The organism is Bradyrhizobium sp. BEA-2-5 (assembly GCF_032918025.1).
In the GTDB taxonomy this organism is placed as follows: domain Bacteria; phylum Pseudomonadota; class Alphaproteobacteria; order Rhizobiales; family Xanthobacteraceae; genus Bradyrhizobium; species Bradyrhizobium pachyrhizi.
In genome coordinates this window covers 2675531-2694448 of record NZ_CP136629.1, presented here as the reverse complement: position 1 = coordinate 2694448, position 18918 = coordinate 2675531, and the positions used below count along the sequence as shown (strand labels likewise).

General features: G+C 64.5%; 9 protein-coding genes. 7 read left to right on the top strand and 2 right to left on the bottom strand.

Going from position 1 to position 18918, the window contains the following annotated elements:
* Window positions 1-232 precede the first annotated feature (232 nt).
* The 5 genes from RX327_RS12550 to RX327_RS12530 all read left to right on the top strand — a co-directional run bounded on the left by RX327_RS12550 (window position 233) and on the right by RX327_RS12530 (window position 7732).
* The gene (locus tag RX327_RS12550; RefSeq protein ID WP_317250410.1) at window positions 233-700 is read left to right on the top strand and encodes a (2Fe-2S)-binding protein; all 468 of its coding nucleotides are present in this window, start codon (window positions 233-235) and stop codon (window positions 698-700) included.
* Window positions 700-4242: a molybdopterin cofactor-binding domain-containing protein gene (locus tag RX327_RS12545; protein ID WP_317250409.1), complete on the top strand. Its 3543-nt coding sequence runs from the start codon at window positions 700-702 to the stop codon at window positions 4240-4242. Before RX327_RS12550 ends, RX327_RS12545 begins: the two co-directional genes overlap by 1 nt.
* Window positions 4243-4303: 61 nt before the next feature.
* The gene (pncB, locus tag RX327_RS12540) at window positions 4304-5608 is read left to right on the top strand and encodes a nicotinate phosphoribosyltransferase (protein WP_317250408.1); all 1305 of its coding nucleotides are present in this window, start codon (window positions 4304-4306) and stop codon (window positions 5606-5608) included.
* 44 nt (window positions 5609-5652) lie between these two features.
* Window positions 5653-6948: an O-acetylhomoserine aminocarboxypropyltransferase gene (locus tag RX327_RS12535; RefSeq protein ID WP_317250407.1), complete on the top strand. Its 1296-nt coding sequence runs from the start codon at window positions 5653-5655 to the stop codon at window positions 6946-6948.
* Between the two features lie 4 nt (window positions 6949-6952).
* Entirely contained in the window at window positions 6953-7732 is a 780-nt protein-coding gene (locus tag RX327_RS12530) for an alpha/beta hydrolase (protein WP_317250406.1), read from the top strand.
* A 674-nt stretch (window positions 7733-8406) separates the two neighbouring features.
* Here the strand turns inward: RX327_RS12530 and RX327_RS12525 are convergent.
* Window positions 8407-12381 (bottom strand): autotransporter domain-containing protein, encoded by a 3975-nt coding sequence (locus tag RX327_RS12525; RefSeq protein WP_317250405.1) that lies wholly within the window; start codon window positions 12379-12381, stop codon window positions 8407-8409.
* 457 nt (window positions 12382-12838) lie between these two features.
* Between RX327_RS12525 and RX327_RS12520 the strand changes: the two genes are divergently transcribed.
* Window positions 12839-13882, top strand: a complete 1044-nt coding sequence (locus RX327_RS12520; protein ID WP_160321761.1) for a helix-turn-helix domain-containing protein — start codon at window positions 12839-12841, stop codon at window positions 13880-13882.
* A 900-nt stretch (window positions 13883-14782) separates the two neighbouring features.
* Here RX327_RS12520 and RX327_RS12510 read toward each other — a convergent pair.
* Window positions 14783-15670, bottom strand: a complete 888-nt coding sequence (locus tag RX327_RS12510; protein WP_028334379.1) for a VOC family protein — start codon at window positions 15668-15670, stop codon at window positions 14783-14785.
* Window positions 15671-16654: 984 nt separating this feature from the next.
* Here RX327_RS12510 and RX327_RS12505 point away from each other — a divergent pair.
* Window positions 16655-18901, top strand: coding sequence for a TOMM precursor leader peptide-binding protein (locus RX327_RS12505; protein ID WP_317250404.1), 2247 nt, complete (start codon window positions 16655-16657; stop codon window positions 18899-18901).
* Window positions 18902-18918: the final 17 nt, after the last annotated feature.

Sequence of the window (18918 nt, the reverse complement as noted above, 5' to 3'; positions counted from 1 at the left end):
CTCCGCCTCCCATGCATATCGTTCGTATACGAATGATCCTGCGCGCGAGCCCGGGAGCTGTCAAGCGGCCTTTGCAATCAAACCCTGCCCTTCGCTTGCGCACCCTGTTCATAAAGCGGGCACGCGCTGCAGCGCGGCATGCCGCCGCTTGCACGTTTGTATACAAACGTTATCCTCGTCAGCGATCCGACGCTGACGTTGCAGCGCAAAACATCAGGGGAGAACCGGGGCAATGCGCCTGACCGTGAACGGCAGGAATCATGATGTCGACGCCGCTCCCGACACCGCATTGCTTTACGTGCTGCGCAACGACCTCGAATTGAACGGACCGAAATATGGCTGCGGGCTCGGCGAATGCGGCGCTTGCGCGGTGCTGATCGACGGCGTCGCCGCGCGCGCCTGCGTGATTCCGATCGAAGGCTGCGCGGGGCGCAGCATCGTCACGCTCGAAGGCCTCGGCAGCCGCGAGCATCCCGATCCCGTGCAGGATGCCTTCATCGACGAGCAGGCCGCACAATGCGGCTATTGCCTCAACGGCATGATCATGACCACCAAGGCCTTGCTGGCGCGCAATCCAACTCCGTCCGAGCATGAGGTACTGGAGGCGCTGCGCTACAACCTCTGCCGCTGCGGCGCGCATATCGAGATCGTCCGCGCGGCGATGCGCGCGGCCGGTCACGCGCTCGAGGCGCGCGATTGATGGTCGACGCACGGGCTCCCGAGCAACGCCGGCGCGGCTCGCTGTCGGTCGTCCGCCCTGCGGTGCTGGGCGCGGAAGGCGCGTTCGAGACCTTCATCACCATCACGGCCGACGGCACGATCAATGCCTATAACGGCCATGTCGATCTCGGCACCGGCATCCGCACCGCCCTTGGCCAGATCGTCGCCGAGGAGCTCGACGTTTCCTTTGCGCGCGTCGTGGTCGTGCTCGGCGACACATCGGTGGTGCCGAACCAGGGCGCGACGATCGCCAGCGAAACCATCCAGATCACCGCCGTGCCCCTGCGCAAGGCCGCGGCGCAGGCGAGGCACTTCCTGATTGCGCGCGCTGCCGAGCAGCTGGAGCTGCCGGCGAGTAACCTCACGATCGAGGACGGCCTGATCCGCGGCCACGACAACCGCAGCATCACCTATGGCGAGCTGATCGCGGACGAGACCATCCGGCTCGAGCTCGCGGAAAACGTTCCGGTCAAGGCCGTGAGCGCCTATTCGGTCGTCGGCAAGTCGGTGCCGCGCGTCGACGTGCCGGCGAAGGCCACCGGCGAGCTCGTCTATGTCCACGATGTGCGCTTGCCCGGCATGCTGCACGGCCGCGTGGTGCGGCCGCCCTATGCCGGCGTCGATGCCGGACCATTCGTCGGCACCAGCCTGCTCGCGGTCGATGAATCCTCGGTGCGTGACATTCCCGGCCTCATCGCCGTGGTGCGCATCGGCGACTTCGTCGGCATCGTCGCCGAGCGCGAGGAGAATGCGATCCGCGCGGCAGAGCAGCTCGAGGTGAGCTGGAAGCCGACGCCAACCCTCACCGACCTTGCCGACGTCGAAACCGCGCTGCGCGCCAATCCATCGACACCGCGCACGCTGATCGACAGGGGCGACGTCGACGCCGCGATCAAGGCGGCCGACAAGCCGATGCAGCGGACTTATCTCTGGCCCTACCAGATGCACGGCTCGATCGGCCCGTCCTGCGCGGTTGCCGATTACACCGAGGGCGCGATCCGGGTCTGGTCGGGCACGCAGAACCCGCACGTGCTGCGCAGCGATCTTGCGCTCCTGATCGAACGTCCCGAGAGCGAGATCGAGGTGATCCGGCTGGAAGCCGCCGGCTGCTACGGCCGCAACTGCGCCGACGACGTCACCGCCGACGCGCTGCTGCTGTCACGCGCGGTCGGCCGGCCCGTGCGCGTGCAATTGACACGCGAGCAGGAGCACGCCTGGGAGCCCAAAGGCACCGCGCAGCTCATCGACGTCAATGGCGGGCTCGATGCCGACGGCGGCATTGCCGGTTACGATCTCGCAACGCGCTATCCCTCGAACGCCGCGCCGACTCTGGCGCTGCTGCTGACCGGCCGCATCTCGCCCGAGCCCGCCGTGCTTCAGATGGGCGACCGCACCGCGATCCCGCCCTACGACTACGACCACATGCGTGTCGTTGCCCACGACATGCCGCCGATCGTGCGCGCCTCCTGGTTCCGCGGCGTCTCGGCACTGCCGAACACCTTTGCGCATGAATCCTACATCGACGAGCTTGCGGCGGAGGCCGAGGTCGATCCGATCGAGTACCGGCTGCGCTATCTCAGGGATAAGCGCGCGATTGATCTCGTCAACGCGGTCGCCGAGCGCGCCGGCTGGACACCGCGCCCGGTGTGGAAAGAGCCTGAGGCGGACGGCGATATCGTGCGCGGCCGCGGCTTTGCCTATGCGCTCTACGTGCACAGCAAGTTTCCCGGTTACGGCGCGGCATGGTCGGCATGGATCGCCGATGTCGCCGTCAACAAGGCGACCGGCGATGTCAGCGTGACCCGCGTCGTCGCCGGCCAGGATTCCGGATTGATGATCAATCCGGAGGGCGTACGGCACCAGATCGAAGGCAACGTGATCCAGTCGACCAGCCGCGCGCTGATGGAGGAAGTGTCCTTCGAGCGCGGCGCGGTGACGGCGCGGGAATGGGGTGCCTACCCCATCATCAAGTTTCCTGAGCTGCCCAAGATCGACGTCCTGATGTTGCCGCGTCAGGATCAGCCGCCGCTCGGCGTAGGCGAATCCGCCTCGGTGCCGAGCGCGGCGGCGATCGCCAACGCGATCTTCGATGCCACCGGCGTGCGCTTTCGCGAGCCGCCGTTCACGCCCGAGCGCATCCTGAAGGGATTGCGCGGCGAGCAACCGGTCGCGCCCGCCCCGCTCTCGCCGCCTGCGCAAACCGCTGACCGCAACAGATGGCAGAATCCGTTTGCAAAGCGCGGCGGCGTGCTCGCCGGCATTGCCGCACTCTGCGCAGCGGCGATCGGCATCGGCGCGGCCGTGCTGCCGTGGCGCGCGATCGCACCGATCGCCCGGCCCGACGCCTCGGTCTATTCCGCTGCGACGATCGCCCGTGGCAAGGAGCTTGCAGCGCTCGGCGCCTGCGCCGTCTGCCACACCTCGGAGCACGGTGTCCTGAACGTCGGCGGTCGGCCGCTGCAGACACCGTTCGGCACGATCTACGCGACCAACATCACGCCCGACGTCGAGACCGGTATCGGCGCCTGGTCCTATCCGGCCTTCGAGCGCGCCATGCGCGACGGCATCCATCGCGACGGACACCACCTCTATCCGGCGTTTCCGTACACGCACTTCGCCAGGACCAGTGATGCCGACCTGCAGGCGCTCTATGCCTATCTGATGGCGCAGGCGCCGCGGCGCGCCGAGACGCCGGCGAATACGCTTGCCTTCCCGTTCAATTTTCGGCCGCTGCTCGCCGGCTGGAATGCGCTGTTCCATCAGAGGCAGGCATTCCAGCCCGATCCATCGAAGTCAGCGATCTGGAATCGCGGCGCCTACCTGGTCGAGAGCCTCGGCCATTGCAGCGCCTGCCATTCGCCGCGCAACGCGCTCGGCGCCGAGCAGCGCGAAGCCTATCTCGCCGGCGGCTTTGCCGAAGGCTGGGAGGCGCCGGCGCTGACCGCGCTCTCGCAGGCGCCGATCCCGTGGAGCGAGGATGAGCTTTTCGCCTATTTGCGCACCGGCGAGTCCCGCCTGCACGGCGTCGCCGCGGGCCCGATGGCGCCGGTCGTGCAGGAGCTCGCCGCGCTGCCCGACCAGGACATCCGTGCGATGGCGGTCTACCTCAACTCGTTCAACGACACCACCGATCGGCCGGCCCACGATGCCATTGCCGCGAAGCTCGAAGCCGGCACCGTCGTCACCACCGCGGCCTCGGCGGGGGCGCGGATCTATCAAGGCGCCTGCGCGGTCTGCCATGAGGTCGGCGGCCCGCCGCTGTTCGGCAGCCGGCCGTCGCTGGCGCTGAACAGCAATCTGCACAGCAACGTGCCTGATAACCTGATCCAGGTGATCCTGCACGGCATCGCCAAGCCGGCCGTGACCGATCTGGGCTACATGCCGGCATTCAAGGACAGCATGAGCGACCGCCAGGTCGCCGAGCTCGTCACCTTCCTCCGGCGGCAATTTGCGCCTGATAAGCCGGCCTGGGTCGATGTCACCGCCACCGTCGGCCGTATACGGCAGACCATAGCGCGCTGACCTGCCATGTTCCGCCCGATACCCACTGGGCGGGCGGCGCCCGGCAGGCTAAGGTTCCCGCATGACCGTGACAGATATCGCGACCCGGACCTACAACCACGGCTGGCGGCTCGACCCGATCGTGCGCAGCCTGCTGGACACCGATTTCTACAAGCTGTTGATGCAGCAGATGATCCGGGAATGCTATCCGGACACCCGCACGACCTTCTCGGTCATCAACCGCTCGCGCCATGTGCGACTCGCCGAGATCATCGACGAGGGCGAGCTGCGCGCCCAGCTCGATCACGCCCGCACCATCCGCTTCAGCAAGAAAGAGCTGATCTGGCTTGCCGGTAATACCTTCTACGGCAAGACCCACATGTTCTCGGCGGACTTCATCCGCTGGCTGGCGGAATTCCGCCTGCCCGAATACGAGCTGCGGAAGGTCGACGGCCAGTACGAGCTGCATTTCCACGGCCCCTGGACCCACACCACGATGTGGGAAATTCCGGCGCTGGCCATCCTCAACGAGCTGCGCTCGCGCGCGGCGATGAAAGACCGCGGCCGTTTCGAGCTCGACGTGCTCTACGCCCGCGCCAAGGCCAAGCTTTGGACCAAGGTGGAACGGCTGCGCAAGCTCGAGAACCTGCGGCTCTCCGACTTCGGCACCCGCCGCCGTCACGGCTTCCTCTGGCAGCGCTGGTGCGTGGAGGCGGTGAAGGAAGGCCTGGGCTCGTCCTTCATCGGCACGTCCAACGTGCTGCTCGCGATGGACAACGATCTCGAAGCGATCGGCACCAACGCGCATGAGCTGCCGATGGTCGCGGCCGCGCTCGCCAGGGACGACGAGGAATTGCGCTGGGCGCCCTACCGCATTCTCGACCAGTGGCGCCAGACCTATGGCGGCAATCTCCTGATCGCACTGCCCGACGCCTTCGGCACCAAGGCCTTCCTGCGCGATGCGCCCGAATGGGTCGCCGACTGGACCGGCTTCCGCCCCGACAGCGCGCCGCCGATCCAGGCCGGCGAGGAGATCATCGCCTGGTGGGACAAGAAGGGCCGCAACCCCAGGGACAAGCTGCTCGTCTTTTCCGACGCGATGGACGTCGGCTCGATCGAGGAGACCTATCACCACTTCACCGGGCGCGTGCGACTCTCCTTCGGCTGGGGCACCAACCTCACCAACGACTTCGTCGGCTGCACGCCGGACGGCTCGTTCAACCTCGATCCGATCTCGCTGGTCTGCAAGGTCTCGTCGGTCGACGGTCATCCGGCCGTCAAGCTCTCCGACAATCCGGAGAAGGCGACCGGCCTTCCCTCGGAGATCGAGCGTTACCTGCGCGTGTTCGGCAATGTCGGCCGTGTTCGCACCGCAGTTCACGTCTAAACCGGCACAGATATCACTCCATCGACTGACCTGACGAGTTTCGCATGCCCGCGCCAAAACCGCCTGCTTTCGAGACCCTGAGCCTGCATGCGGGCCAGCATCCGGATCCCGTGACCGGCGCCCGGGCGGTGCCGATCTACCAGACCACGTCCTACGTGTTCCAGGATTCCGATCACGCTGCAGCGCTGTTCAACCTGGAGCGCGCCGGCCACATCTATACCCGCATCTCCAATCCGACCACGGGCGTGCTCGAGGAGCGGCTTGCGGCCCTGGAAGGCGGCGTCGGCGCCATCTGCACCGCGAGCGGCATGGCCGCGCTGCATCTGGCGATCGCGACGCTGCTCAATGCCGGCGACCACATCGTGGCGTCGAGCTCGCTCTATGGCGGCACCATCAACCTCTTGGCGCACACGCTGCCGCGCTTCGGCATCACCACCACTTTCGTCAAGCCGCGCGATCTCGACGCGTTCCGCAGCGCCATCAAGCCGAACACCAAGCTCGTGATCGGTGAGACCATCGGCAATCCCGGGCTGGAGGTGCTCGACATTCCCAAGGTCGCTTCGATCGCGCATGACGCAAAGATTCCGCTGCTGATCGACAACACCTTTGCCACGCCCTATCTCAGCCGCCCGATCGGGCTGGGCGCCGACATCGTCATGCATTCGGCGACCAAATGGATCGGCGGCCACGGCATCGCGATCGGCGGCGCGATCGTCGACGGCGGCCGCTTCGACTGGCGGGCGTCCTCCAAGTTCGGCGTGCTGACCGAGCCCTATGGCGGCTATCACGGCATCGTCTTCGACGAGCAGTTCGGCACGGCGGCCTTCATCATGCGCGCGCGCACAGAGGGCTTGCGCGATTTCGGCGCCTGCCTGTCGCCGACCAACGCGTTCCAGCTGCTGCAGGGCGTGGAGACGCTACCCGTGCGCATGGACCGTCACGTCAGCAACACCCATGCGGTGCTGGACGCCCTCGCCGCCAACAAGGCCGTCGACTGGGTGCTGCACCCCTCGCTGGAGACGCATCCCGACTATCAGCTCGCAAAGACCCTGCTGCCGCGCGGCGCCGGCTCAATCGTCTCCTTCGGCATCAAGGGCGGCCGACCGGCGGGGCGCAAGTTCATCGAATCGCTCCGCATGATCAGCCATCTCGCCAATGTCGGAGACGCCAAGACGCTGGTGATCCACCCGGCCTCGACCACGCATCAGCAGATGGATGCCGAGCAGCTCAAGGCCGCCGGCATCGGCGAGGAGCTGGTGCGGCTGTCGGTCGGCATCGAGACGGCAAGCGACATCATCGACGATCTCGCCCAAGCGCTGCGCGCCTCGCAAAGGACTTAGGGCCATGCAGCTTTCCGTGAACGGATCAGACACCTTCATCGCGACCGGCGGCAAGCCGTTCGATCCGTCGCTGCCGGCGGTGGTGATCATCCACGGCGCCGGCTTCGACCATTCCACCTGGGCGCTGCACACGCGCTGGTTCGCCCATCACGGTTTTGCCGTTCTCGCGCCCGACCTGCCCGGCCACGGCCGCTCCGCCGGCAAGCCGCTGCCGACCATCGCGGAGATGGCTGACTGGATCGCCGCGTTGATCACGGCCGCCGGCGCATCGAAGGCCCGGCTGATCGGCCACTCGATGGGCTCGCTGATCGCGATCGAAACCTCGGCGCGGCATCCCGACAAAGTTTCAGGCATCGCGCTGATCGGCACCGCCGCGACCATGACGGTCGGCCCGGATCTCTTGAAGGCGGCCGAAGCCAACGCGCAGGATGCAAACGACATGGTCTCGATCTGGGGTCTCGGCTTCAAGGCCGAGCTCGGCGGCAGCCTCGCACCGGGCCTGTGGATGCATCAGGGCGCGCAGCGGGTACTGCAGGAGGCGAAGCCGGGCGTGCTGTACAACGACCTCAACGCCTGCAACGCCTACCAGAACGCACTCACGGCTGCTGCCGCGGTCAAGGTGCCCGCGACCTTCGTCCTCGGCGAACGCGACATGATGACGCCGGCCAAGGCCGGCAAGACACTCGCTGCCGCGACGCCGAACGCCCGCACCGTCGTGCTGCCGGGTGCCGGCCACATGATGATGGTCGAGCAGCCCGACGAACTGCTGGCGGCGTTGCGGTAATATCCTCGCGCTCAACGCTCACCCCTCATCCTGAGGAGCGCGGAACGCGCGTCTCGAAGGATGAGGCCACAGTCGGGGCCTCATCCTTCGAGACGCCGCGGAGCCTGTCATCGGGCCGCGCTTTGCGCGGACCCGTTGGCGGCTCCTCACCATGAGGGTCTGATATCAAGGCGCACCCCTCAGCCGGCTCCGATGCTCTCGCATTCGAAGTGCCCTTTGCTGCCATCACCCCAAAATATCGAAAACAACCCCATGCAAAGGAGCAGGGCGGCCGCCGGCACCCGGACAAGCAACTTGACGTGTCGGGCAAATCAGCGATATCTTCTATTATTCCGAATTTCTGCGAGCGTCCCGCTGCCTGCGCAACAGTGTACGCGTCCGTCGCGATCGCGGCCGAAAATTCTCACCCACCATGCCACTGCAAGGCGACTTGGCGGATAAGCACGCGAACCGTATCAATGACCAATGGCGGGCCGCGTTCCGGTGAATCGACGCGGGTCCGGAGGACGTGGAGATGATCGACAATCACGAGCCAGGGCGTGTACTCATAAATCGAAGCGGCTCGGATCACACGCGTTGGGTGTCTGCTATGGCCCTGACAGGAGCGCGAAAGCGGACATTGTCGAAAGTCCGAGAGGGGCCATGAGCAGAACTGCAAGTAGCTGCCGTTACGCTCACCACGTGTAGCGCACGACGCCCTTGCCGGCGTAGCTGCGGGTGACGTTGGAGAACTCACCCTCGAAGGTCGCCGCCGCCGACCAGCCGTTCAGCCATTTCTTCTCGACCGCGGCGGTCACCAGTGCGGAGTCGGACGCCATCGCTGCGCCGTTCACGACAAAGCTGGCGCCCGGCAGCGTCTGGAATGTCGCGGCGATGCTCCGATCCGGATTGAAGCCGTGTGCCCAGGCGGCGCGGCCGCGCAAGGTGAGGATGCCGTCCGGCATGGCGAAGGATTTGTCGGCGCGCAGGCCGAGCTCGCTGCGCGTATCGGTGACGCTCTTCGAATTATAGGCCAGCGCAAAGGTGTTGCTGCCGACGATCGCCTGCTCGGAGTAGGTCGGCAGGTCGAAGGTGGTGAACTGCCCGGCCGCATATGGCGTGATGCCAAAACCCTGCGCGACGAAGCGATAGCCGCTCTCGACACGCCCCGACCAGGCATTGGCATTGAACTGCGCGCGCAACTGATCGACGCCGGCCACCGTGACGAAACGATCGGTGGTGATGTCCTGCCAGCCATAGGCAAGCGCGCCGGTGATATAGGCCGGCCCGACATTGTGCCGGATGAAGCCGCCGGCCTGGAACAGATCGGACCGCCCGGTGCCGCCATTGGCGACGCTGAAATTGGTGCCGCCGCCGGCGAGTGCGAAGCCCGCAACGGTGTTCGGCGAGAACCGGTAGTCGGCACCGACGGCCACGCCATAGACGCTGCTCCGGGTATCGTTGGAGCCGACGACCGTATTGCCGTCGGTCCGTTGCGATCCGCCGAAGCCGGCCGCCCACACGCTCCAGCGCTGCTCGAAGGAAGGCTGCAGCGGTGGCGCCTTGGTGTAGAGCGCAGCGTAAGCGTCGCGCTCGCTCCTGGCGCGGCCACTGCCCTTGGCGGCATAGGCCATGCTCTCGTCGGCATAGGCATTCGGACTTCCGCCCCCACTGATGGGATCGCCGCGCCCGGTGATGAAAGGATCGCTGATCACGCCCATGAACTGGTTCATGGCGTTGAACGTCGTCTGCTGCGCGCCGGTGCCGATCTCGCCGGACAGCTGCGTCAGGCCTGCCGGCGTTAATGCGCCAAACACCAGCGGAATGCCGCCGGTGGTATTGAAGAAATTGATCAGCGCGTTGCCGACGTTCCGCTGGTTGACGTTCAAGCCGCTGCCGAAGTCCGGCGGCGTTGGACCGTTCGGCGGCGTAAAATTGAGCGCAAGATCGAGATAGGCGTTGTTGCCGTCGTAGCTCAGGCTCGGGGTAAAGCCCGACGGAAGGTTGGTGTTCACCAGCGAACTGAATGTGCCGATCACGCCGCCGGTGGCATTGACGATCGTGTATTGTTTGGCGACGTAGGTGCCAGCCGCAAACGTCGCGCGCACGGTGGCGCCACCGAGCGTCGCCGTGCCTGCCACATTGGTGCGGTCGGCGCTCGCCGGCGAGACCTCGACCAGGTAGCTCGCAGCCGACGTGAACACCAGATTGCCCTGCACGGTCAGCGTGCCGATCGAGTTGCCGGGCGCCAGCGTGCCGCCATTGATCGTGGTATTGCCCACCGTGCCGCTGCCGCCGAGCGTAGCACCGGCGTTCACCGTCAGGGCCGAACTGGCGATCGAGCCGTCCACGATCAAGGTGCCGCCGTCGACGGCGGTCGCACCGGTATAGGTGTTGACGCCCGCGAGCGTCAGTGTGCCCGTCCCGGTCTTGGTGAGCGAGCCGCCGCTGCCGCCGCCGAAACCTCCATCCTGCAGAACGCCGGAGAATGTGGTCGCCAGGTTGTTGCCGCCCGCCTGCAGGTTCTTCGAGCCGAGGCTGATGGTGCCCGCACCCTCGATCGAGCCCGCCGTGATGCCGGCACTGGTGAGCAACGACAGATCGATGCTCCCGCCCGCGCCGTTGATGAGCCGCGCCGTGCCGCCCGTGCTCGTATTGACGAACCGAAGGCTGCCATTGTTGGTGATGGTGGCGTTGCCGGCCGTGCTGGTGTCGAAAAAGCGGAGGAAGGAGTTGCTGGTGATGGTGGCGTTGTCCGCCGTGCTTGTGTCGGAGAAGAGCACGACGAAGCTGCTGGTGATGGCGGCGCTGCCCGCCGTGCTGCTGTTGGAGAATGTCAGGCTGCCGTAGCTGGTGACGGTGGCCTTGCCGGCGCCGCTGGTGTTGAGGAAATTGACCATGGCGCCGGCGTTGTTGGTGATGGCGGCGTTGCCGGCAGTGCTGGTGCCGTTAAAATTGAGGCGGCCGTTATTGGTGATGCTGCCGCTACCTGCCGTGCTGGTGTTGAAGAACTGGGTGAGGTTATTGTTGGTGACGGTGGCGTTGTCGGCCGTGCTGGTGTCGCGGAATCCCAGGGTACCGCTGTTGGTGATGGTGGCGCCGCCGGCCGTACTGCTGTTCCTGAAATTCAGGAGGGAGCCGTTGGTGATGGTGGCGCTGCCCGCCGTGCTGCCGTTGCGGAATTCCACAATTCCCAGGGTGTTGGCGATCGTGGCGCTGCCCGCCGTGCTGGTGTCGGCGAAAAACAGGACGCCGCTGTTGGTGATGGTGTTGGCGATGGAGGCGCTGCCCGCCGTGCTGGTGTTGAAGAAACCAACGGTGCCCTGGTTGGTGATGGTGGCATTTCCGGCGCTGCCGGTGCTGGCGAAATTGACCGTTGCGCCGGTGTCGTTGATGATGGTGGCGCTGCCGGCCGAGCTGGCGCCGGCGAAACCGACGCTGCCGGTAACTGTGTTGGTGATGGCGGCGCTGCCGGCAGTGCTGGCGCCGTTGAAGTTGAGGCTGCCGTTGTTGGTGATGCCGGCGCTGCCTGCCGTGCTGGTGTCGAAAAACTGCGTAAGGGCGTTGTTGGTGAGAGTGGCGTTGCCAACGGTGCTGGTGCCGTGGAAGTTGAGTACGCCCGCGCCGTTGTTGGTGATGACCGCGGTGCCGGCCGTGCTGCTGTCGTTGAACTCGATACCGAAGTTGTTGGTGATGGTGGCACTGCCGGCCGAGCTGTTGTTGAAGAAGGACAGGTTGGCGAGGGAGTTATTGATGGTGGCGGTGCCGGCCGTGCTGGTGCCGAAGAACTGGATGATGCTGTTGTTGGTGATGCCGGCGTTACCAGCAGTGCTGGTGCCGTTGAAGTTGAGGGTGCCACCGCCGTTGTTGATGATGGTGGCGTTGCCGGCGCTGCTCGAGCCGTTGAAGTTGAGAATGGTGTTGTTGGTGATGCTGGCGCTGCCGGCCGTGCTCGTGTTTGCAAACGAAAGGCCGCCGGCGTTGTTGGTGATCGTGGCGTTGCCGGCGGTGCTCGTATCGGCGAATCGAAAATTGTAGTTGTTGATGATGGTGGCGTTGCCAGCGCTGCTCGAGTTGAAGAAGTCGAGGTTGCTGTTGTTGGTGATGGTGGCGTTGCCGCCCGTGCTCGTGTTGAAGAATTGAAGTTGGGCGCCGCTGTTGATGTTGATGGCGGCGTTGCCGGCGGTGCTCGTATCGAGGAACCGAACGGTGCCGTTGTCGGTGATAGTGGCGTTGCCGGCGGTGCTCGTGCCGGAGAAAAGAAAGATGGCGTTGTTGGTGAAGCTCGGTGCAGATGCGGAATTGTTGACGATGCCGGTGCCGGTGACGGTCAACGTAGTACCATTCCCCTGAAGGATAAAACTGTAGGCCGGCACGCCTGCGCCGAACTGGATCGTGTTGATCGATGTACTGGCGCTGATGGTCACCGAGGTGGGGGCGCCATTGTTGGCGAAGGTCGCGCTGCCGTCAGGAACGGTCGGCGTGGAGCTCCAGTTGACGCCCGTGGTCCACTCACCCCCGGGGCCGTTCCAGGTGCCGTCGACGGCTTGCGCGGCGTCCGGGGCAAACATCGCGATGACGCCGAGGCACGTCGATGCGAGCAGCGCAGCGCGCAATGCACGCCTGCACGCCCGGCGCTCCGATCGCAGCATCCTGCCGTGGTCGGCCACCGGCAGATCCTGAGCTGACGCCCGCCCCCTGAAAACGACAACCCTTGAGGAGACCACGATGGAAATGAACGCGGACAATTGACGCTCAAGCATTCTCGCTTCCCCGAGCAAACTTTTGAAAAACCAGCCAACGCGGGAAATATAGGCAAGGCGACAGACTCGGGATGTAGCCGGGTTGCAACAGCAACCGATGACACCATTTGCTGAGCGACGCTTGCTCCCAGCGCGGACCGCGAAACGACCTGAACAAATCTCCAATTCCCCCAGCCAATCCGCGACTTGCAATCTTTGGCGCGACCGCACTGAGGTCTGCGGCCGGAGAGGTTGAGCCGCGGGAATGAGACACTGGATCAACAGAATGAGACGCCTTGCAAACCGAGAGCTCGCGCGGCACGCTGAGCACAGAAATCAAATGGAGAGTTCCTTGAAGCGGTCGGCGACTCGGATGCGTGGCAGGATGCCGTCTCAATTCCGCTTGGACCTGTCAGTCGCGCCGGGCAACGCGCGCGAATTCGATCTCTGGCGCGGCGGCATGTCTCCTCTATTCGCGCTGGACGCCGCGGATGCTGAGGCGCGCTCCTCCTTCGCGGTCCAAATGACCAGCTATCAGTTTGCGGACGTCGCCATCGTCTCCGGCCGTTCGTCGGCCGCCACGTTTGAACGGACGGCGCCGTTGATCGCGCGTAGCGGCGTCGACAACATCTCGCTCGTTGTCTACGCGGAAGGCGGATGTGCGTTCGACGCCGAGGGACGCGCCGCCGAGGTTCGCGCCGGAGACGTTTGTTTTCTCGACCTGTCGCGCCCCAGTTCCCTGCGCTCTCCCAACTACGAGAGCCTCACACTCATACTGCCGCGCGATGCGCTTCAACCGTACCTCGCCGACCTCGACGGCCTTCACGGACGGGTGCTGCAAAAGAAGAATCCGCTGAACGCGATGCTGGTCGGTCATCTTCAGACGTTGTTCGCGGAAGCCTCGGCGCTGAGTCTGGCGGATGGCCGCGCGGCGGTGAACGGAACCGCGGCGCTCATTGCCGCGTTCGCGGGACCGTCGGCCAACGGTCGGGACGTGATCGCGCGGTCCGAATCCGCCGCATCGATGGTTAGCTTCCGGCGATTTATCGAGGCGAACCTGCATGACCCGGAACTGGGACCGGAGTTCATATGCCGCAAGCTTGGCGTATCGCGCGCGAAACTTTATCGAACGTTCGAACCGATGGGCGGCGTTAGCTCTTATATCCAACAGCGTCGATTGGGGCGCGCGCATCAATTGATCACAGATCCGGCGCACGCCCACCAGCGCATCGGCGTCATCGCTGCTCGGTGCGGTTTCGGCAGCATCTCGGTGTTCAGCCGCGCTTTTCGCCAGGCCTTTGGCCTGCCTCCCACGGAAATGCGCGAAGCACTTGAACGCGCCGAATTTGCCGATGTCGTGTTTTCCGGCGAGGCCGGTTTCGGGACCATGAGCCGCTGGCTTCTCGGCCTCGACACAGGTGGGCGCTGAACCGCCCTCGCTTTCCGCTTCCAGCGGCGCGGTTGCCAGCCCGAAAAGTTCGGCGTCCGCTCCAGGGTCACAAGCGGTAAAGCTCAGGACGACCACAAGATTTCCGCTTCGCCCCCCAAGACCCGACATTTTGCGCGTTTATGGGCACACGCCCGGCCTGGTCGGTCCACACGGATCGTGCAGCCAAAAGCGCTTACGCGCACGGCCACGCAGGCGATCGGAAAGAATTTCCAAACGGCTGCTTGCGGCACGCGTCGGACGGCGAAGGCGCTGTTTGGCGGAAGATGCCGCGACGCCGAACGCCCGCACCGTGGTGCTCGCTGGTGTCGGCCACATGATGACGGACGAGCAGCCCGACGAGCTGCTGGCGGCGCTGCGGTAATATCCTCGCGCTCAACGCTCACCCCTCATCTTGAGGAGCGCGTAGCGCGTCTCGAAGGATGAGGCCACAGTCGGGGCCTCGTGGTTCGAGACGACCGCGGAGCCTGTCATCGGACCGCGCTATGCGCGGACCCGGTGGCGGTCTCCTCACCATGAGGGTCTGATATCATTCGAAGTGCCCTCGGCCGCCACGGCCGCTGGGACGTCGGAGACCTTCCTTGGAAGGTGAGCGCCCCCAAAATGTCGAAAACAACCCCATGCAAAGGAGCAGGGCGGCCGCCGACACTCGGACAAACCACTTGACGCGTCGGGCAAATCAGCGATATCTTCTATTATTCCGAAATCCCACGAACGCCCCGGCGCCACCGCAGCAGCGCACGCCTCCGTCGCGATTGCGGCCGAAAATTCTCACCCACCATGCCACTGCAAGGCCGATCGGATATCTGCCTCGAACGCGGTATCGGCGCGTACCCATTCCGCCTGTCCCGCCTTCAGGCCGCAAGCAGCAAACGCTTCGGCCTAGCGCTTCGTCTTGTGAAGCACCATCCTGCCCTTTGAAGCAATGCCACCCCACCTGGCAGACCAGCCGACTTCCGAGGTCGAGGGGCGTTCGGTGCGCGTCTGATCCCAGGCGCCCTGCAACGCAAACAGGGCGCCCTGGGGATCGGCACATCGAACGATCCAGCAACCATCGGGCAACTCGATCGGACCCTGGAGGACCCGGCCTCCGCCGGCATGAACGCGCTTGGCGGCCGCGCCGATGTCGTCGACATTGAAGTAGTAGAGCCAACAGGGCTGCGACACGCTCGGAAGCTTGGTGAGCATGCCGCCGATCGTCTGTCCGGCCACCGAAAACAATTCATACATATCTGCCGGATCGGCTCCAGCATGGGCCTTCTGCCAGCCAAGAAGCTCGTCGTAAAAAGCAAAGATCCTGTTCCGGTCTTCGGCCAGCAACTCGTGCCAGCCCACGCGCCCGGGCTCGTCCAATCCGCCGGGTTGCGGTTGGCCATATGTCAGTCCCGTGACCAGCGCAAACGTCGCTCCTTGCGGATCGGCGACCACTGAAATTCGGCCGATATTGCTGTCGGTCGGCGATACCAGGATGGCGCCGCCAAGACGGCGGATCTGCGCGGCCTTCGCATCCATGTCATCGACGGCGACATAGCCGACCCATCTCGGCGTTGCACCCAATCGCAGCCCCTCTTCGGGGAGCTCCATGAGACCAACCACCGGCGTGTCGCCTGCAGCAAGCACCGTATAGGCCAGCTCCGGCATCGACGCATCTTTCGTCGCCCAGCCGACGACCTTGCCATAGAAGGCAGCTGCCGCCCGCATGTCCGTCGTCAGGAGTTCATACCAGGCGAAGCGTCCGGGCTGATCGACCAAGCTAATTTCCCTGTTCAAGCGGGCCGGCAATTGCGCACTGCATCAAACCGCCCCCGCGCAATCCGCTCACGGGCGCAGATATTCGGCGCCTTCGATGAAATTGCAGCGATATTGTTCATGAAGGTGAATGCAACCCAGCCCCATTACATGCAACCCAGCCCCATGACATTTCGTGTACCCCCAAATCTTGCCTGCCTTGTTCGCTCGGGGTAGGATCACGGCTTACGGAGATCCTTCTTCCAACATTGGAGGATGCGGCCATGCAGCGGGCGAAGCAAGCTTCGAAAAAGAAGCGAATGACCAAAGCCGCCATGCCGGCGCTGGGAGTAGCCGGTCTAACCTTTTCGCTGGCGGGAAGTGCATCGGCTTCGGCCGTACCGACCGTGGACGTTCAACACAGGCCGAGCTTCGCGCCCGGCCAAGTGACCGCGCTCAGCGAGGAAGAACTCGCCGACGTCAACCTCGCCACCTTCCATCTCAATCTCATCGACCATGGAAGCGTCGCGGGCGGTGTGCTGCTCGCGCGGGGATGCGGTGGTTGTCATGGCTGCGGAGGCGCCAGAGGTTGCGGAGGCGCCAGAGGTTGCGGAGGCTGCAGAGGCTGCGGCGGCTGCAGAGCGTGCAGAGGCTGCCGCTGCGGCGTCGGTTGCGGTGGATGTGGCGGCTGCGGCGTTGGTTGGATCGGGGTAGGCGTGCCATTGGTGTCATGCGCAGGGTGCTGTGCATCGTGGGGCCGCTGCCGCTGGTGCTAGGACGCAGCGCTCCCTGACTAGGTATGGACACGTCGCGATTTCATCGGCCGGGCCCGCGAACGACCCGGCCATTTTCTTGCCTTCGTTGCAACGTTCGGCGCGCCTGGCTGGTCAGCTTGCCGATGGCGGGCGAGTGTGATCCAACTTATTTCGAAGAATGGTCGAGCTCGGCGCACAAGTTGGGCGGGGCGGCGGTTTGTCGTGCGCCGGCAACCGGCAGTGACGGGAACAGGATCGGCGTGCTGACCCGATGACAGTCAATCGCAAGAGCCGCGCCGCGAGGCAGACCCGCAAGGGCGTTTTGCGCTTCGCGCCGAACTTCACCGCCTATGTCATTCCTCCCAATGTGGTCTGTCTCTATTCCGAGAATCGCAAGTTCTTCCTGCACGGCGAACTGTATTGTGCGGTAGCCACGGCGATCGGAAAAAATGGAAAGGCTGCGCCAGAGATCGTTCGCCAGCTTTCAAAGAGTTTTCCCGCCGACAAGATCGAGGAAGCGATCAGGCGGTTGTTGGAGCGCCGATACGTCGTTGGTGGAGCATCGCATACATTCGCAGGCGCCGTTGATGGGTATTGGGCGAGCCTCGGCCTGCCTCCCGAGGTTGCGGAACAGAATCTCCGCGATTGTCCCGTGCGAGTGGAATCGATCGATGTCAAAGGCGCCAGGGAACTGAGCACGGCCTTGAGCAAGCTTGGCGTTCAGATCGCCAAGCGGTCGCCGAGGCTCATCATCACGCTGGTGAATGACTATCTCGATCGAGGGCTCGCCGAGCTGAACGGGGTGCGCGTCGCCGATGGGACGCCGTGGCTCCTGGTGCAGCCGTCCGGTGTGATTCCGCTGGTGGGACCTGTGTTCAAGCCGGGCGAGAGCGCCTGCTGGACCTGCCTGTTCGATCGCATGATACGCAATCGGGAGATCAAGGGATTTCTCGACCGCGGACCGGCGCAAGCGGTCGCCGTATCGCCCCTGGTCCACGACACCGTTGGACAGACCGCAGTTCACTTCGCTGCCGTGGAGATCACGAAGGCGATTGCCTCGGGTTTTCGCACCGACCTGCGCGATCACATTGCAAGCTTCGACCTGACTGGTGCCGTCATCGCCAAGCACTATGTCGCGAAACGCCCGCAATGTCCCACTTGCGGCAGCAAGAAGCTGCAGAGCGCGCGCCGGGCGGCAACCCCGATCGAGATTGCCGAGGGCAGAAAGCTCATAGCCACCAGCGGCGGATACCGCACCGTGACGTCGCGAACCACCGTCGCGCGGTTCCGCAAACACGTCAGTCCGCTGACCGGCGTCGTTTCGCGGCTCGAGCGGATCGAGGCCGATCTGCCGATGAATACGAATTTTTTCGCCTACCACAACTTCTCCGCGCCGGCCTGGAACGTTGACCAGCTCAGATCCGGACTGAGCGGCGGCAGCTTCGGCAAGGGCTCGACAGCCGAGCAGGGCGAGGCCAGCGCGCTGATGGAGGCGATCGAGCGCTATTCGGGCATTTTCCAGGGTGACGAGATCAGGACGAACCGCCGCTTTGCCGATTTCGCTCCCGGTGACGCTCTTCTTCCCAACGACGTCCAGCTTTTCAGCGACACGCAGTTTCGGAACAGACATGCCCCGCAGCCGGACAATTCACACCCGGTTCCCGAGCCGTTCGATCCCTCGACAAAAAACGAGTGGTCGCCGGTCTGGTCGTTACGCGACAAGCGCTTCAAATTTCTTCCGACCGGCCTGCTGTATTTTTTCTATGGCGGCTTCCACACGGATTCCAACGGATGTGCGGCCGGCAACACCCGTGAGGAAGCCATCGTTCAAGGCTTCCTCGAACTGGTCGAACGCGATGCCTACGCCATCTGGTGGTACAATCGGCTGCAGCGGGCCGAAGTCGACCTCACGCAATTCGACGATTCCTATGTGCGGGATCTGCAAGCCCAGCTTGCCGATGCGGGGCGCAGGCTTTGGGTGCTCGACATCACCAGCGATCTCGGCATTCCCTCCTACGTGGCGATCACGCACTGGATGCAGAACGGACACGAAAATATCGAGTTCGGCTCCGGCTCGCATTTCGATCGCCGCATAGCCCTGCTGCGTTCCCTGACGGAGCTGACCCAATTCATGTCGATTGGCATGATGGGCGGCGGAAGCGGCGAGAAGCCGACGCTTGACGGCGTTACGCCGCTGCGACTTGACGATTATCCCTTCCTGATCCCCAGCGACGATCCGATCGTCCCGCCGGCACCGGGCCTCAAGGTTCACGACAATACGAGCGACCAGGTCAATGCCTGCATCGAGATTGCCACCGGTGCCGGACATGATTTCCTCGTGCTCGACCAGACGCGGCCCGACGTCGAAGTCCCCGTCGTCAGGGTGCTCGTTCCGGGCTTGCGGCATTTCTATCGCCGCTTCGCGCCCGGCCGGCTTTACGATGTTCCGGTGAAGCTTGGATTATTGGACCGGCCACGACCGGAAAGCGAACTCACTCCGTTCCTTCCACACACCTGAAGGTTGGCCTCCGTGCG

Bases quoted from the DNA above. Each gene is read 5' to 3' on its own strand.
- RX327_RS12550 (WP_317250410.1), top strand. From the start codon at position 233: ATGCGCCTGACCGTGAACGGCAGGAATCATGATGTCGACGCCGCTCCC.
- RX327_RS12520 (WP_160321761.1), top strand. From the start codon at position 12,839: ATGCCGTCTCAATTCCGCTTGGACCTGTCAGTCGCGCCGGGCAACGCG.
- pncB (WP_317250408.1), top strand. From the start codon at position 4,304: ATGACCGTGACAGATATCGCGACCCGGACCTACAACCACGGCTGGCGG.
- RX327_RS12535 (WP_317250407.1), top strand. From the start codon at position 5,653: ATGCCCGCGCCAAAACCGCCTGCTTTCGAGACCCTGAGCCTGCATGCG.
- RX327_RS12505 (WP_317250404.1), top strand. From the start codon at position 16,655: ATGACAGTCAATCGCAAGAGCCGCGCCGCGAGGCAGACCCGCAAGGGC.
- RX327_RS12545 (WP_317250409.1), top strand. From the start codon at position 700: ATGGTCGACGCACGGGCTCCCGAGCAACGCCGGCGCGGCTCGCTGTCG.
- RX327_RS12530 (WP_317250406.1), top strand. From the start codon at position 6,953: ATGCAGCTTTCCGTGAACGGATCAGACACCTTCATCGCGACCGGCGGC.